This window comes from Massilia phyllostachyos (assembly GCF_021044825.1).
Classification (GTDB): Bacteria; Pseudomonadota; Gammaproteobacteria; order Burkholderiales; family Burkholderiaceae_D; genus Telluria; species Telluria phyllostachyos.
On record NZ_JAJNOC010000004.1, the window covers coordinates 168,294 to 184,925 of the forward strand.

The 16,632-nt window shown below is 63.5% G+C and carries 10 protein-coding genes; 7 read left to right on the forward strand and 3 right to left on the reverse strand.

All coding sequences use genetic code 11. The features are described 5' to 3' along the window. Window positions 1–31: 31 nt before the first annotated feature. Window positions 32–490 carry a rhodanese-like domain-containing protein gene (locus LQ564_RS13975; protein ID WP_231058711.1) on the reverse strand — a complete coding sequence of 153 codons (459 nt, stop codon included), beginning with the start codon at window positions 488–490 and terminating at the stop codon, window positions 32–34. Between the two features lie 290 nt (window positions 491–780). Here LQ564_RS13975 and glnA point away from each other — a divergent pair, with 290 nt between their 5' ends. From glnA to corA, 5 genes are all read left to right on the forward strand, one after another. Continuing rightward, the gene (gene glnA, locus LQ564_RS13980; protein ID WP_231058712.1) at window positions 781–2,196 is read left to right on the forward strand and encodes a type I glutamate--ammonia ligase; all 1,416 of its coding nucleotides are present in this window, start codon (window positions 781–783) and stop codon (window positions 2,194–2,196) included. 152 nt (window positions 2,197–2,348) lie between these two features. Further along, window positions 2,349–2,870, forward strand: coding sequence for a DUF4124 domain-containing protein (locus tag LQ564_RS13985; RefSeq protein ID WP_231058713.1), 522 nt, complete (start codon window positions 2,349–2,351; stop codon window positions 2,868–2,870). Between the two features lie 6 nt (window positions 2,871–2,876). Then, window positions 2,877–3,950, forward strand: a complete 1,074-nt coding sequence (gene glnL / locus LQ564_RS13990) for a nitrogen regulation protein NR(II) (RefSeq protein WP_231058714.1) — start codon at window positions 2,877–2,879, stop codon at window positions 3,948–3,950. 62 nt (window positions 3,951–4,012) lie between these two features. Further along, complete coding sequence (gene ntrC, locus LQ564_RS13995; protein WP_231058715.1) at window positions 4,013–5,488, forward strand: nitrogen regulation protein NR(I); 1,476 nt, start codon at window positions 4,013–4,015, stop codon at window positions 5,486–5,488. A 46-nt stretch (window positions 5,489–5,534) separates the two neighbouring features. Further along, the gene (corA, locus tag LQ564_RS14000) at window positions 5,535–6,503 is read left to right on the forward strand and encodes a magnesium/cobalt transporter CorA (RefSeq protein WP_231058716.1); all 969 of its coding nucleotides are present in this window, start codon (window positions 5,535–5,537) and stop codon (window positions 6,501–6,503) included. Here the strand turns inward: corA and LQ564_RS14005 are convergent. Beyond that, complete coding sequence (locus LQ564_RS14005; RefSeq protein ID WP_231058987.1) at window positions 6,481–7,284, reverse strand: EamA family transporter; 804 nt, start codon at window positions 7,282–7,284, stop codon at window positions 6,481–6,483. The genes corA and LQ564_RS14005 overlap by 23 nt on opposite strands. 44 nt (window positions 7,285–7,328) lie before the next feature. Next, entirely contained in the window at window positions 7,329–8,945 is a 1,617-nt protein-coding gene (locus LQ564_RS14010) for an NAD(P)/FAD-dependent oxidoreductase (protein ID WP_231058717.1), read from the reverse strand. Between the two features lie 726 nt (window positions 8,946–9,671). On the opposite strand from LQ564_RS14010, the gene LQ564_RS14015 reads away from it, so the two are divergent. After that, entirely contained in the window at window positions 9,672–12,743 is a 3,072-nt protein-coding gene (locus LQ564_RS14015; RefSeq protein WP_231058718.1) for a TonB-dependent receptor, read from the forward strand. Window positions 12,744–13,576: 833 nt separating this feature from the next. Beyond that, window positions 13,577–16,588, forward strand: coding sequence for a TonB-dependent receptor (locus LQ564_RS14020; RefSeq protein WP_231058719.1), 3,012 nt, complete (start codon window positions 13,577–13,579; stop codon window positions 16,586–16,588). Window positions 16,589–16,632 lie beyond the last annotated feature (44 nt).

The window sequence follows — 16,632 nt, forward strand, 5'->3', positions numbered from 1 at the left end:
GGTGGACGGCATGGCCGTCCACCGTGCGGCGTCAAGCCCCGATCCAGGGCAGTCCCGCCTTGCACCAGCCGCCGACGGTCTTGCGGTGTCCCTCCTCATCCCGATCCCCTTCGAACCCTTCCAGGATGTCGTAGGACTGCGCAAAGCCTGCCTCGGTCGCCACCCGCGCGCTGTGGCGCGAGCGCACGCCGGAACGGCACAGGAACAGCAGCACCTCGTCCTTGCGCGCCACCCGTTCCAGCTGGGCGGCGAAGTCCGGATTCGGCTGGCCGCCGGGGTAGGTGGCCCATTGCACCGCCACGTGCTGGGATTCCGGCACCGCGGCCTTGCCGACCCAGTCGCGCTCGGCATTGGTGCGCACGTCGACCAGTTTCACGCGCGGGTCGCTCTGCAAGAGGGCAAAGGCTTCTTCCGGGGTGACGGCGCCGGCATAGGGCTGACCGGGTGCGCGTTCGCGCGCTTGGCTGAAGATGGAGTCGGAAGTGGTCATGAGCATCGGTCCCAATTTTTTGAACAAGAAAAAGCGTTGCACCAACTTGGTTCGGTGTATCCTGCGCTGCGATGGTGCACGCACCCGTATGGTGCACTTATTTGGTGCGAGTGTATTCACAATGTGACACCCAGCACCCAGCGATTGTAGGAGCAGCGCGAGCGAATTCCAACGAAGCATTGTGCATTTGCTCATAACGGCAGCTTGGCACAGTTTATGCTTTGGTGTACAGCAAGTTGCCGCATCATGAAGATATGGCGCGGCACCCCCTTTTCAATCAGGAGATACGAATGGCAAAGACGGCTGCAGACGTAATTCAACTCATCAAAGACAACGAAGTGAAATTCGTTGACCTGCGCTTCGCGGATACCCGCGGCAAGGAGCAGCACGTGACCGTCCCCGTGTCGCACTTCGACGAAGACAAGTTCGAGTCGGGCCACGCCTTCGACGGTTCGTCGATTGCCGGCTGGAAGGGCATCGAAGCGTCGGACATGCTCCTGTACCCGGACCCGAACACCGCCAATCTCGACCCCTTCATGGAAGAGACCACCCTGTTCATGCAGTGCGACGTGATCGAACCGTCGGACGGCAAGGGCTACGACCGCGACCCGCGCTCGATCGCGAAACGCGCCGAAGCCTATCTGAAGTCGTCGGGCATCGGCGACACCGCCTACTTCGGCCCGGAACCGGAATTCTTCATCTTCGACTCGGTGCGCTGGAAGATCGACATGTCGGGCTGCTTCGTCAAGATCGACTCGGACGAATCGTCCTGGGCCACCGACAAGGAAATCGAAGGCGGCAACAGCGGCCACCGTCCGACCGTCAAGGGCGGCTACTTCCCGGTCCCGCCGGTCGACTCGTTCCAGGACATGCGTTCGGAAATGTCGCTGATCCTCGAATCGATGGGCATCCCGGTCGAAGTGCACCACCACGAAGTGGCCGGCGCCGGCCAGAATGAGCTCGGCACCAAGTTCTCGACCCTGGTCGAGCGCGCCGACTGGACCCAGAACCTGAAGTACGTGATCTGGAACGTGGCCCACAGCTACGGCAAGACCGCGACCTTCATGCCGAAGCCGATCAACGGCGACAATGGCTCGGGCATGCACGTGCACCAGTCGATCTGGAAAGACGGCAAGAACCTGTTCGCCGGCGACGGCTATGCCGGCCTGTCGGAAACCGCGCTGTTCTACATCGGCGGCATCATCAAGCACGCACGCGCGCTGAACGCGATCACCAATCCGGGCACCAACTCGTACAAGCGCCTGGTGCCGGGCTACGAAGCCCCGGTCAAGCTGGCCTACTCGGCCCGCAACCGCTCGGCCTCGATCCGCATCCCGCACGTGGCGAACCCGAAGGGCCGCCGCATCGAGACCCGCTTCCCGGACCCGCTGGCCAACGTCTACCTGTGCTTCTCGGCCCTCCTGATGGCCGGCCTGGACGGCATCCAGAACAAGATCCACCCGGGCGAAGCGGCAACCAAGGACCTGTACCACCTGCCGCCGGAAGAAGACAAGCTGATCCCGACCGTCTGCTCCTCGCTGGAAGAAGCGCTGGAAGCGCTGGACAAGGACCGCGAGTTCCTGACCCGCGGCGGCGTGTTCAGCGACAGCATGATCGATGCCTACATCGAGCTGAAGATGAACGAAGTGCAGCGCATGCGCATGACCCCGCACCCGGCCGAATTCGACATGTACTACTCGTCGTAAGCCAACAGGATCGTTGCGCATCTACATCAGATCGCGCAACGCTCTGCTGCAAAGGCGGGGAAAGCGAGGGCTTTCCCCGCCTTTTTTCATGCTTGCTGTATAGTCGGGCCGTTCTACAATAGGTGCACGTTTATTGTGCAAATTGATTTCTGATGGGAACGACAATCAGCCATTACCGCTACCTCGCCGTGCTCGCAATCGGCTTCGCGCTCCATAACGGCGCACAGGCCCAGGGAGCGGTCTATAAATGCGTGGACGAGCAGGGCCGCGTCGAATTCACCGACCAGAGCCGCAAGGGCTGCAAGCAGCTCGAGAGCTTCATCTCGACCGTGCCGTCGCCGGTGCGCGCCTCGGCGCCGATCCCCGCGGTGCGTCCGAGCGGCAGCATCGGGCCGGCCCCGAGCGCCAGCCCGGCCAGCTTCCCGCGCGTGGACAGCGCCCAGCAGCGCGCGCGCGACGACGACCGCCGCGAGATCCTCAACGACGAGCTGCGCGCCGAGCAGAAGAAGCTGGCCGACCTGCGCAAGGACTTCAACGGCGGCGAGCCGGAACGCATGGGTAACGAGCGTAATTACGCCAAGTACCAGGAGCGCGTGGCCTCGATGCGCGACGAGATCGGCCGCACCGAGCGCAATATCGAAGCGCTGCAGCGCGAGATCACGAATATCAGATAGGACACCATGAGCGAAGCGGGATCCGACCCCATGTATGCAGGCCTCGACCTGCTCTCGACCAGCGTGCTGCTGGTCGATGCCGGGGGCGAGGTGCGCTATGCGAATCCGGCCGCCGAGAACCTGCTCGAATTGTCCCTGAAATCCCTGCAGCGCGCGCCGCTGCCGGACCTGTTCACGAATGGCGCGGAACTGTCCGCGCTGTGCGCCCAGGCGCTGGCCCACCAGTACGCGGACCTGCGCCAGGACCTGAGCCTGCAGCGCGCCGGCAGGGAACCCTTGCACGTGATCTGCAGCGTCAGCGCGCAGGGGAGCAGCGAGCTGCTGGTCGAACTGCGCGAAAACGTCCAGCAGCTCAAGCTCGACCGCGAGGAGCGCATCCTCGACCAGAGCCAGGCCAACAAGGAACTCATTCGCAATCTGGCGCACGAGATCAAGAATCCCCTCGGCGGCATCCGCGGCGCCGCGCAGCTGCTGGAACTCGAGCTGCCGCCGCACCACCTGCTGGAACTGCAGGAATACACGCAGGTGATCATCAAGGAAGCGGACCGCCTGCAGACCCTGGTCGACCGCCTGCTGGCGCCGCACCGCAAGCCCCATATCGTGGGCGACGTCAACATCCACGAAGTGTGCGAGCGCGTGCGCAGCCTGATCCTGGCCGAATTCCCCACCGGCCTCACGATCCGGCGCGACTACGACGCCTCGATCCCCGAGTTCAGGGGCGACATGGAGCAGCTGATCCAGGTGGTCCTGAACATCGCCCACAACGCCGCCCAGGCCTTGAGAAGCCGCATCGCGCAGGGCGACGCCGAGATCGTGCTGCGCACCCGTGTGGCGCGCCAGGTCACCCTGGCCAAGGTCCGCTACGGGCTGGCATTAGATTTGCATATCATCGACAATGGACCGGGCATCGCGCCCGAGATCCGCGACCGCATCTTCTACCCGCTCGTCTCCGGGCGCGAAGGCGGCAGCGGCCTCGGGCTGACGCTGGCGCAGACCTTCGTGCAGCAGCACCTGGGTGTGATCGAGTGCGAAAGCCGGCCTGGACTCACGGATTTCCGGATCCTGCTGCCGCTGCCATAAGTAGCGGGCATCACGCTCCGCCGCGGGTCCCCGAATTATCCAATTGCGGGAACCACGAACACATGAAACCAATCTGGATTGTCGACGACGACGCCTCGATCCGCTGGGTGCTGGAAAAGGCCCTGGCGCGCGAAAGCCTGGAGACCCGCAGCTTCGCCAACGCGCGCGACGCCATGAACGCCTTCGAGACCGACACCCCGCAGGTGCTGGTCTCGGACATCCGCATGCCGGGCGAATCCGGCATCGACCTGCTGCAAGCCGTCAAGGCGCGCCATCCCGGCCTGCCGGTCATCATCATCACCGCTTTTTCCGACCTCGATTCGGCGGTCGCTTCCTTCCAGGGCGGGGCCTTCGACTACCTGGCCAAGCCCTTCGACATCGACAAGGCCGTCGCCCTGATCCGGCGCGCGCTCGAGGAAAGCCTGCGCGAAGCCAGCGTGGAAGCGGCGCCCGCCGAGACCCCCGAGATCCTCGGCCACGCGCCGGCGATGCAGGAAGTGTTCCGCGCCATCGGCCGCCTGTCGCAGTCGAACGTGACGGTCCTGATCACCGGCGAATCCGGCACCGGCAAGGAGCTGGTCGCGCGCGCCCTGCACAAGCACAGCCCGCGCGCGGCGCAGCCCTTCATCGCGCTGAACACGGCGGCGATCCCGAAGGATTTGCTGGAGTCGGAACTGTTCGGCCACGAGCGGGGCGCCTTCACCGGCGCCCAGGCCATGCGGCGCGGCCGCTTCGAGCAGGCCGAGAACGGCACCCTTTTCCTGGATGAAATCGGCGACATGCCATTCGATTTGCAGACCCGCCTTCTGCGGGTGCTGTCCGACGGCCACTTCTACCGCGTCGGCGGGCACCAGCCGGTGAAAGCGAACGTGCGCGTGATCGCGGCCACCCACCAGAACCTGGAACAGCGCGTGCGCGACGGCCTGTTCCGCGAAGACCTCTACCACCGCCTCAACGTGATCCGCCTGCGCCTGCCATCCCTGCGCGAGCGCAGCGACGACATCCCCATTTTGGCGCGCCACTTCCTGGTGCAGAGCGCACGCCAATTGGGCGTCGAACCGAAGCGCCTGTCCGAACCGGCGATGCGTTTTTTGTCGGGACTGGAACTGCCGGGGAACGTGCGCCAGCTGGAAAACCTGTGCAACTGGATCACCGTGATGGCGCCTGGCCAGACGGTCGAGGTGAAGGACCTGCCGCGCGACCTCACCCAGGGCATGCCGCCGCCCTCGACCCTGCAGGACGCCGGCTTGCCAGGCATGCCGGTGGCGGCCGTGCCCGCGCCGGCGCACGCGGCGCTGCCGGCCTCGCCCGAAGGCTGGATCGGCCTGCTCGAACTGCAGGCGGCCGGCATGCTGAGCGCCGGCCAGATGGACGTGATGGACATCCTCGGGCGCCAGTTCGAGTCGGCCCTGATCAAGACCGCGCTCAAGCACACGCACGGGCGCAAGAACGACGCCGCGATGCGGCTCGGGATCGGGCGCAACACCATCACGCGCAAGATCGGCGAGCTTGGGATAGATGGCGCACGCGATGAGTGAGGGGTGATGGTGTAAGCTGGCGTCTCGACTGCTTACACCATTATCCATGCTGATCAACTGTGTCGCTTACCAGGAAGGCAAGAAGCTCTCCGACATCCCCGTCGCCGACATCAGCGAGTACTTGAAGCTCCCCGAGACCTTCGTCTGGGTCGCGCTGCGCGACCCGGACCAGTCCGAGATCGCCGTCATGCAGGAGGAGTTCAACCTGCACGAGCTGGCGGTCGAAGACGCCGCGCGCGGGCACCAAAGGCCCAAAATGGAGGAGTACGGCGACTCCGTGTTCGTCATCGTCCACATCGTCGAGCTCAATGGCGACGAACTCTGCGCCGGCGAACTGGCTATCTTCGCGGGCCCCAACTACGTGCTGTCGGTGCGGCGCGACGCCAACCAGGGCTTCCTCGGCGTGCGCGCGCGCGCCGAACGCGAACCGCACCAGTTGAGAAAAGGCTCCGGCTTCGTGCTGTACGCGCTGGTCGATGCGGTGGTCGACCGCTATTTTCCGGTGGTCGACGCCCTCGAGTCCGAGCTCGAATCGATCGAGGACCATATCTTCGGCGGTGTCGGCGAACAGCGCGGCAACATCGAGCGCCTGTATGCGCTCAAGCGCAAGTCGCAGGTGCTGCGCCATGCGGTGATCCCGCTGCTCGACGCCATCAGCCACCTGTACGGCGGGCGGGTGCCGGAAGTGGTGGTCGAGACCCAGGACTACTTCCGCGACGTGCATGATCACCTGCTGCGCATCCTCGGCCGGCTCGATGCGGTGCGCGACACCATCAACACCGCGATCCAGGTGACCCTGTCGATGGTGGCGATCGAAGAGAACGACATCAGCAAGAAGCTCGCCTCGTATGCGGCGATCTTCGCCGTGTTCACGGCGTTCGCGGGGATCTGGGGCATGAACTTCGAGTTCATGCCGGAGCTGAAGTGGAAGTATGGCTATCCGCTGGCGCTGGCAACCATGGGCGGGGTATGCTTCTACCTGTACCGGAGATTCAAGCGGGCCGGGTGGCTGTAGCGGCGGCGCCGCCGCAGGCGACGATCACCAGGGCAATCGCCAGCCATTGCATCGTGGTGAGCAGCTCGCCGAGGACAATAAAACCCGCCAGGGCTGCGAATGCCGGCCCGGCGCTCACCAGGATCCCGAACACCCGCCGCGGCAGCCGGGCCAGCGCCGCCATCTCGAGCGAGTAGGGCAGGGCGGACGACAGCACCGCCACCGCCAGCCCGCCGATCAACACGGAAGAATCGAGCAGCGCGCCGCCCGCATGCGCCACGCCGACCGGCACCGTGAACAGCGCCGCCGCCAGCATGCCCCAGGCCACCGCCTGGCCGCCGCCGAGGCCTGAGACGCGCTTGCCGAACACGATGTACATCGCCCAGCAAAAAGCGGCGCCGAGCGCGTACAGCACGCCGAGCGGATCGAGCGGCGGGACGCCGTCGTGCACCGGCGCCAGCAGCCACAGGCCGAAGGCCGCCAGCAGCACCCAGCCGATGTCGCGCGCGCGGCGCGAGGACAACACCACCACGCCCAGGGGCCCGACCACTTCGATCGCCACCGCCACTCCGATCGGGATGCGCGCGAAGGCGGCGTAGATCAGCAGGTTCATGCAGCCCAGCATCAGGCCGTAGACCAGGAGATTGCGGGCGTCGGCGCGCGCGGGCAGGGTGCGCCAGGGCCGTACGATGGCGAGCATGATGATGGCCGCCAGGCCGACCCGCACCGCGGTCACGCCCTGGGCGCCGACGAGAGGAAACAGATGCTTGGCCCAGGCGGCGCCGGCGTTCACCGACACCATCGAGGCCAGGATGGCGAGGATGGGGCCGGGGCCGGTGCTTTCTCTCACGCGACCAGCGACAGCGCCACGGCTTCCGCCACGCGGATGCCGTCCACCGCCGCCGACATGATGCCGCCGGCGTAGCCCGCGCCTTCGCCGGCCGGGAACAGGCCGCGCGTGTTCAGGCTTTGCAGGTCATGGTCGTTGCGCTTGATGCGGATCGGCGAGGAGGTGCGGGTCTCGACGCCGGTGAGCACCGCGTCGTGCTTGTAGTAGCCCTTGATCTGCTTGTCGAAGGCGACAAAGGCTTCGCGCATTGCTTGAATCGCATAGTCCGGCAGCGAGGGCGCGAGGTCGGTCAGGCGCACCGCCGGCTTGAAGGAGGGGACCACGGAGCCGAACTCCTTCGAGGCCACGCCCTTGACGAAGTCGCCCATCAGCTGGCCCGGCGCGTCGTAGTTGGAGCCGCCCAGCACGTAGGCGCGCGATTCGAGTTCGCGCTGGAAGGCGATGCCGGCCAGCGGGTGGCCCGGATAATCGTCGGGCGTGATGCCGACCACGATGGCGCTGTTGGCGTTGCGCTCGGCGCGCGAATACTGGCTCATGCCATTGGTGACCACGCGGCCTTCCTCGCTCGACGCGGCGACCACGGTGCCGCCCGGGCACATGCAGAAGCTGTAGACCGAGCGGCCGTTCGAGGCGTGGTGCACGATCTTGTAGTCGGCCGCGCCCAGCAGCTTGTTGCCGGCGTTGGGGCCGAAGCGGCACACGTCGATCAGCGACTGCGGGTGCTCGACCCGGAAGCCGATCGAGAACGGTTTCGCCTCGATGTAGACGCCGCGCTCGTAGAGCAGCTCGAAGGTGTCGCGCGCGCTGTGGCCGATCGCCATCACCAGGTGGCGGGTCGGCAGTTCTTCGCCGTTCGACAGGCGCACGCCCTGGACCTGGCGCACGCCGTTTTCCTCGGACACGAAGATGTCGTCGACGCGGGTTTCGAAGCGGATCTCGCCGCCCAGCGATTGAATCTCGGCGCGGATCTGCTCGACCATCTTGACCAGGCGGAAGGTGCCGATGTGCGGCTTGCTGACGTACAGGATCTCTTCCGGCGCGCCGGCTTTCACGAACTCGGTCAGCACCTTGCGGCCGTAGTGTTTCGGGTCCTTGATCTGGCTGTACAGCTTGCCGTCCGAGAAGGTGCCGGCGCCGCCTTCGCCGAACTGCACGTTCGACTCGGTATTGAGCTTGCGCTTGCGCCAGAAGCCGAAGGTGTCGACGGTCCGTTCGCGCACGATCTTGCCGCGCTCGAGCACGATCGGATTCAGGCCCATCTGCGCCAGGATCAGGGCCACGAACATGCCGCAGGGGCCCATGCCGACCACCACCGGGCGCGGGACGCCGGCCGGCGGACGAGCGGTGGTGGCGAACTTGTAGCTGGTGTCCGGCGCCGGCACGATGTATTGGTCGCCGCCCATGCGCGCCAGCACCGCCGCTTCCCCGCGCACTTCGACGTCGAGGGCGTAGATCAGGACGATCGCCGTCTTCTTGCGCGCGTCGTAGCTGCGCTTGAACACGCTGAAGCCGATCAGGTCCTCGCCTGCGATTCCCAGGCGCGTGAGGATGGCTTCGCGCAGCGCGCTATCGGGATGGTTGAGCGGGAGTTTGAGTTCGTTTATTCGGAGCATCTTAGGGCAGGACGAGGGCAGTGCCGGCAGGAGCGCCGGCGGCATGGATGGCGCAGCCGGTCGGTGACGGGAAGCGCGCAGGCAAAGCGCTATTTTACCGTGATATGGCCCAGCCCCGCGACCGCCGGCGCATGGGCGGGCCTCCCGCATGGCCGCCCAACCGTTCGCGGCGGTGTGCTCGAAAGTGTAAATATTCCTCGTATATGTAAATATCGAAATATTTTAACTTCCTGGACCTGACCCGATGTTGCGCAAGGCAAGGTATCGCGCTCAAAAGAGGCGGCCTCGACGTGTCACATGTTTTTAACATATTTGGACATTTCATGACGTTTTCTACGAAATTCGGTTGATGGACGCATGTGCAATAAAAGTTTGGATTTTGCCGAGAATTGCTAATTTTTGTTCGTATAGGCAGCGTAAGTACGTCAAACATGTAACGAAATATGTCAGTGGCCGCATTTTTGGTTGTATAAATTTTCTCTGAATTGTTAACTGTTGTATGTTTGCATATTTACCGCTATTACCATTGACGTTGCAAATTCCCTATGGTTTTATGCTTGGGTTGAGCTGGACGCAACCAGTTAGACGAGGAATGAACGTTCCTCCTATGCCAAGTGGGAGATAAAGTCGGGCAGGCCAGGAGACGCGATCGCACCGCTTGGCGCGGTGGATTGTCGGCCTGTCGGACGGAAGTACTTCCGGTAACAAAAACATTTAGGGAATCACATGTTGAAAAAAACTGTAGTAGCCCGTGCACTCACGATCGCCTTCAGCACCACGGCGCTCGCGGTCGCGGTCGTTCCGTCGGCAATGGCGCAGTCGAATGCCGCAGGTTCGGTGTATGGCAAGGTTGCCGCTGGCAGCGGCGACACGGTCGTACTGAAGAGCAACGACACCAACCAGACCCGTACCGTCACGCCTGACGCCACTGGCAATTTCCGCGCAACTAGCTTGCCGATTGGCAGCTACACCATTACGCTGCTGAAGGGCGGCGCCACCGTCGGCACCACCCAGCTCGAGGTGCTGGCCGGCCAGGGCGTCGAAGCCCAGTTCGCAGGCGCCGCGGCAGCGGGCGGCATGCAGTCGGTCCAGGTGACCGGCCGCCGTACCCGCATCGACGTCTCCACTTCGGCCAACAGCACCACCTTCACCTCGCGTGAACTCGAAAAGCTGCCGATCGGCCGCAACGTCGACGCGATCATCCAGCTGGCCCCGAACACCACGCGCGCCGACCCGAGCTACGGCGCGGGCGCCAGCTTCGGCGGCGGCGCTCCGTCGGAAAACGCTTACTACATCAACGGCATGGTTGCCACCAACCCGCTGACCCAGCTGGGTGCGATGGAACTGCCGTTCGGCGCGATCGCCCAGGCGCAGATCCTGACCGGCGGCTTCGGCGCCGAATTCGGCCGTTCGGTCGGCGGCGTGACCAACATCACCACCAAGTCCGGCACCAACACCTGGGAAGCCGGCGCCCTGGCGTCGATCGTTCCGAAGTCGACCCGCGCCAGCTACCGCGACCAGCACTACGCCAACACCGGCGCATTCCCGGAGACCGACGGCTCGCTGTACCTGCGCCGCGAAGACAACAAGCTGCAGCAGACCCAGGTCTCGGCCTATGTCGGTGGTCCGCTGATCGAAGACAAGCTGTTCGGCTTCGTCGCGCTTGAACAGACCCAGACCAAGGCCAACCAGGTCGTCGGCAGCACCACCGCGACCAACCTGGGCACCTCGGGCTGGCGCGATGCGAAAACCACCTCCAAGCGCTACTTCGGTAAGCTGGACTGGAACATCAACGACAGCCATCGTCTCGAATTCACCACCATCGGCGACCTGCCGGAGAGCGACTACGAGTACCGTTCGTACAACTACGGCACCCGCGCCGTGGGTTCGACCGTCACCAACTCGATCCACCAGGAATACGGTCCGGCCCATACCAATGGCGGCAAGCTGAACAGCCTGCGCTATGTCGGCAACATCACCGAAGACCTGACCATCAATGCCCTGTATGGCAAGACCAAGGCCGAGCACATCTACGAGCCGACCGGGTACGACCCGACCATCGCGCAGATGTCGGCCCCGATCGCCAACCGCATTCCCGGCCTGAGCTACGTCAGCGGACAGCGCGTCACCGGCACGATCCCGCTGAGCGGTTCCACCGACGATGTGACCTCGAAGCGACTGGACCTGGAATACAAGGTTGGCAACCACACCCTGCGCGCCGGCCTGGACAACAACAAGGCGGTGTCTGAGGGCGCCGGCGAGGCCTACGCGGGCGGCAGCCTGTGGCAGTACCAGCTCAGCCCGAGCCCGAATCGTCCGATCGCCGTCTCCGGCGGCACCCTGCCGGCGCTGGCGCCGTACGGCGGCTACGCGGCCCAGGGTTACTACGTCCGCAACATCAAGTACTCGACCGTCTCGAACGCCTATGCCGGCCAGGACGCCCAGTACCTGGAAGACCGCTGGCAGGCGACCAAGGACGTCCTGCTGACCGTCGGCCTGCGCCGCGAAGGCTTCTACAACGCGAACCAGGACAACACCAAGTACATCGAGATGAAGAACCAGCTCGCCCCACGCGCCAACGTGTCGTGGGACGTGAACGGCGACGCTTCGCTCAAGGTCTACGGCAGCATCGGCCGCTATACCATCCAGATCCCGACCATGGTCGCACTGCGCGGCGCCAACGGCTCGCTGTACACCTTCCAGTACTACACCTACAACGGCGTGGACGCGAACGGCCTGCCCACCGGCACCACCCAGCTGACCGCGCCGATGTCGAACAACAACGAGTACGGCCAGGCCAAGGATCCGAAAGTGGTCGCCGCCCAGGACATGAAACCGGCCTACCAGGACGAGTTCACCGTCGGCATGGAACGCGCCTGGAACCGCAACCTGAGCTTCGGCGCCAAGTTCACCTACCGCACCCTGAAGTCGACCATCGACGATACCTGCGACGCGCGTCCGTTCGAGGCCTATGCCGAGCGTAACAACATCGATACCTCGAACTGGGCCGGCTTCGGCTGCGCCACCTTCAACCCGGGCCGCGGCAACAAGTTCCTGGTCGACTACGCGGGCAACGGCACCTACACCGACGTCAACCTGTCGGCTGCGGAACTGGGCTTCGACAAGCCGAAGCGCACCTACGCCGCACTCGACTTCTTCGTGGAACGTGCCTACCGCGACGGCTGGTACGCCAAGGCGACCTACACCCTGTCGCGCAGCCGCGGCAATACCGAAGGCCAGACCCTGTCGGACACCGCGGCCGCACAGGGCGACGTGTCGGCCACCCAGACCTGGGACTACCCGGAGCTGATGGTGGGCGCCTACGGCCTGCTGCCGAACGACCGCAAGCACCAGATCAAGGCCTACGGTTTCTACGACGTGACCCCGGAAGTCACCGTCGGCGCCAACCTGCTGCTGTCGTCGGGTCGTCCGCGTTCGTGCTCGGGCGCGAACCCGTACACCCAGTCGCCCGAGTTCGACAACTACAACTACAACTCGGCCTCGCACTACTGCTTCGGCACGACCGGCGAAGAGAACAAGCTGTCCGAACGCGGCACCCTGGGCCGCCTCGGCTGGGAGAAGACGCTGGACCTGAACCTGGTCTACAAGCCACGCTTCCTCGACGGCCTGGCGCTGCGCGCCGATGTCTTCAATGTCCTGAACGACCAGTCGGTCCAGAAGGTCAACGAGGCATACAACAGCGATCTCGTGCGTGTCGCCACCTACGAGATGCCGACCTACTTCACCGCGCCTCGTTCGCTGAAGCTCAGCATCGAGTACAACCGCCGGTTCAAGTAATCGTGTGATCGGGCGCTTGCGGTCCCCTGAGGCCGCAAGCGTGTCGACGCACCAGCCCGGACCGGGCTCCCTGCACCCCGCAAGCTTGCGCCTGCGGGGTGTTTTCGTTGGTGCCTCCCGCCCGTGGATGAGGGGAGGGCATGTCAAGGCGAACGTCAGTGGTGAGCCTGTCGACTACGCGCGTCTGCTTGAAATCTCGCCGGCAGCCCGGTTTTGGCGAGGGCTTCCCATGCCATCGGCCCGGCACTAACGCCAGCGTCAATACGCCAAAAGTTGAAATGTACTGTTTGACCCGCGCAACGAGAATATTTTCTCGCAAAGTGTGCGTTCAACCGCGGCATGAGGCAAAGGGGCAAGGCCGTAGGAATGTTGCGCTGCACTATGTCACATTTGCACCGTTTTATGACCATTGGGCAAAAATGGTGCAGACCAAGTTTCCCAGTTAAAAACACAGTTTTTTCGAGGTTTTACGGTAAAACAATTGGTGCTGTGCACCAAAAGAATACTTTTATGCTCCGTCCGCATATCAATTTGGAAAGTGTTGTAAGTGTGCAAAATGACACACTTATTGTTGACGCCGCAACTTTGCGTATGGTTCTATGTACTAGTTCCGCTGGGAACAACCCAGCTGAACGAGGAATGCATGTTCCTTTCTTGCCCGGTTGGGAGACAAACTTGGCGGGGTCAAGAGCCGTGGCACTCCGGCACAAGGTACGCACAACAGTACCGACGCCGGGAAAACTTTGAGCCTGTAGGTCGAAGGTGCTCCCGTAACAACAACACTTAGGGAATCACATATGTTGCATACAGTGAAACAGAAGTCGAAGGTTGCAGTGATCCGTCGTTCCGCAATTTCGGTCGCGGTCGGCATGTGCTTCATGGGCGCCGCCCTTGCTGCCGAAACCGGCGGTCTGCGTATTAACATCACTGGCGCCGGCGGCAAGCCGGTCGCCGGCGCAACGGTGCGCGTCAGCTCGCCGAGCAGCCTGGTCACCAAGACTGCTGTCACCGAAGCCGACGGTTCGGTCCGTATCGCCGGTCTCGACCCTGCGACCGACTACAAAGTCGAAGTCGTTGCACCTGGCTACTCGAACTTTGCTGCCAATGGCGTGGCAGTTGTTTCCAACCAGAACCCAAGCCTGACCTACTCGGTTGCCGACACGTCGGTTGCCGGCGCTACCAACGCGCAACAGGTCGTCGTGACCGGTTCGCGCCTGGCGCAGGTCGACACCACGTCGGCAACCGTCGGCACCATCCTGAACCTGGGCGTCGTGGAATCGCTGCCGACCGGCCGCAGCTTCCAGAGCTACCTGCAGCTGGTTCCAGGCGTCAAGCCTTCGTCAGGCGGCAACCCGTCGTCGAAATCGGGCGTGAACTACTCGGACATCGGCGGCGCCACCGGCTCCTCGACCGACAACGTTTATATCCTCGACGGCATCGACGTTACCGACCACCAGACCGGTACCTTCGGTTCGAACATCAACTCCGAGATCATCCAGGAACAGCAGATCCTGACCGGCGGCATCCCTGCGGAATATGCGGGCGGTTCGGGCCTGGTCTCGAAAGTGATCACCAAGTCGGGTTCGAACGAATACCACGGTTCGGTCAACTACTACTTCCAGAACGACAGCCTGGTCGCCGACAACAAGCACAACACCGCTTCCGGCTTCTCGACCTACGATGCGGCAGTCACCCTGGGCGGCCCGATCATCAAGGACAATCTGTGGTTCTTCGGCTCGTTCCAGAAAAAAGGCCGTGAGACCGATGTGGTCCAGGCGCAAACCGGCGATTTCATGCGTACCGTCAAGCGCGACGATCGCCTGGGCTTCCTGAAGCTGACCTGGCAGGCAACCGAGAACGACCGCTTGGTGGCGTCGTTCTTCAACGACCCGACCGAGACCGACGGTTCGACCACCCCAACCGTGCTGAACAATCGCGACACGCGTCGTAAGCAGGGTGGTAACAACTACCGCGTCGAGTATTCGCGCGACATGGAGAACCTGCGTGTCAGCGCCTACGCCTTCCGTCACGAAGGCGAGGTTTCGGACTTTGCAGCCAACAAGTCGGCGCTGAACAGCGTTGCCTTCAGCAAGAATCGCGCTACCGCCACGCTGGCCGACCGCACCCTGGGCGGCGCCGGCAGCGACCTGATCACCGAACGTAACCGCGACGAAGTCGGCATCAATGCCGAGTACTTCCTCGAGACCGCGAATGCCGGCACCCACACCTTCAAGGGCGGCTTCCTGGTGTCGAAGAACGAATACTTCGAAGATTCGCTGGTGACCGGCGCCGACAAGGCACGGTATACCTCGATCGCCGCGGCGGACGCCGGCGTGACTTTCGCCGAATACAATACCTCGAGCCTGTGGACTGGTTCGCGTCAGATGAGCGCGGCTGACTATCCGCGTATCACCGCCGGCATCAACGCCAGCTCGGCCGCCGACCGCGCCTATTTCTACAATCTGCTGGATACCGACCGCAACGGCACCATCTCGAATGCCGAGTACAATGCCTACCGCTTCGTCAGCACCGCGGGCAACCCGAACGGCCAGGTCAACCAGTACCGTATTCGCGAAGTGCAGGCTGCACCGTACAGCGTGGAAGCCACCGGCAAGGCCGCCTATATCCAGGACACCTGGACCAAGGACCGCCTGACCGTCGGCGCCGGCGTGCGCGCGGAAGAATGGGTCCACAAGGATTCCAAAGGCAACCAGTCCGCGAAATTCAAGTGGAAACTGGCGCCGCGCCTGAACGTCGTGTATGACCCGACCGGCGACGGCCGCAGCAAGATCTGGGGCTTCCTGGGCCGTTACTACGACCCGGTCCGCACGAATATGTCGGACTTCGCGGGTAACCTGACCGGCCCGGTCCTGAGCGAGGAAGTGTTCCTGGGCGATCGCTGGGTGAACTTCCGTACCCGCGGCGGCGAAAAGCAGCCTGACGCCGTGTTCTCGCCGTCGACCAAGACGCCGTTCACCGACGAGTTCATGCTCGGCTACGCAACCAACCTGGGCCGCGATTACACCGTGTCGGTCGCTTACACCAAGCGCCAGACCCGCGACATCATCGAGGACTACGACCTGGCCGTGTATTCGGACCCGAGCGCAAAACCAGGTGCGGACGTCGGTGTCGCCGCTCCGGGCACCCCGTTCTACCTGCCATACTCGTACTTCGGCTACTCGTCGGCGCCGAACTCGAACTACGTGCTGGGTACGCTGAAAGGCGGCAAGCGCGACTACCAGGGCGTCGAAGTCAGCCTGACCAAAGCCAAGCGCGACAACTGGCAAGGTTCGGCGTCGTACACCTGGAACGAAGCGAAAGGCAACACCAACTCGGATAGTAACGCCGACGTGCAGGGCGACTTCCTGTTCCTGGATCCGCGCGCCCCGAACGTCTACGGCCCGCAGCCTGGCAACATCAAGCACCAGTTCAAGGCCTATGGTACCTACTTCTTCAACAACGGTATCGAGCTGGCAGGCGTGTATAACTGGAATAGCGGCGCGGTGTACAGCCGCACCGCCCTGAACTCCGGTCGTAACCTGCCGGAAGTGGTGGACCTGCCGTACAACGTCGGTGGCTCGATCGATACCTGGGTGAAACCGGGCGCCGTCGGCAGCCAGACCGCTCCGTCGTACTACACCTTCGACGTTCGTCTGAAATACACCTACAAGCTGTCCGGTTCGCAGAAAGTCGAGTTCTTCTTCGACATCTTCAACATCCTGGACAAGCAGTCGGCGACTGCCGCGCAGAACTTGGTGGCCGGCAACGGCGTGTACAAGTTCGGCGAGGCGATCTCGTGGAACGAACCACGCCGCCTGTACGTCGGCGCACGCTACTCGTTCTAATAGACGAGTTGACAATGAAACCGGCCCCGAAAGGGGCCGGTTTT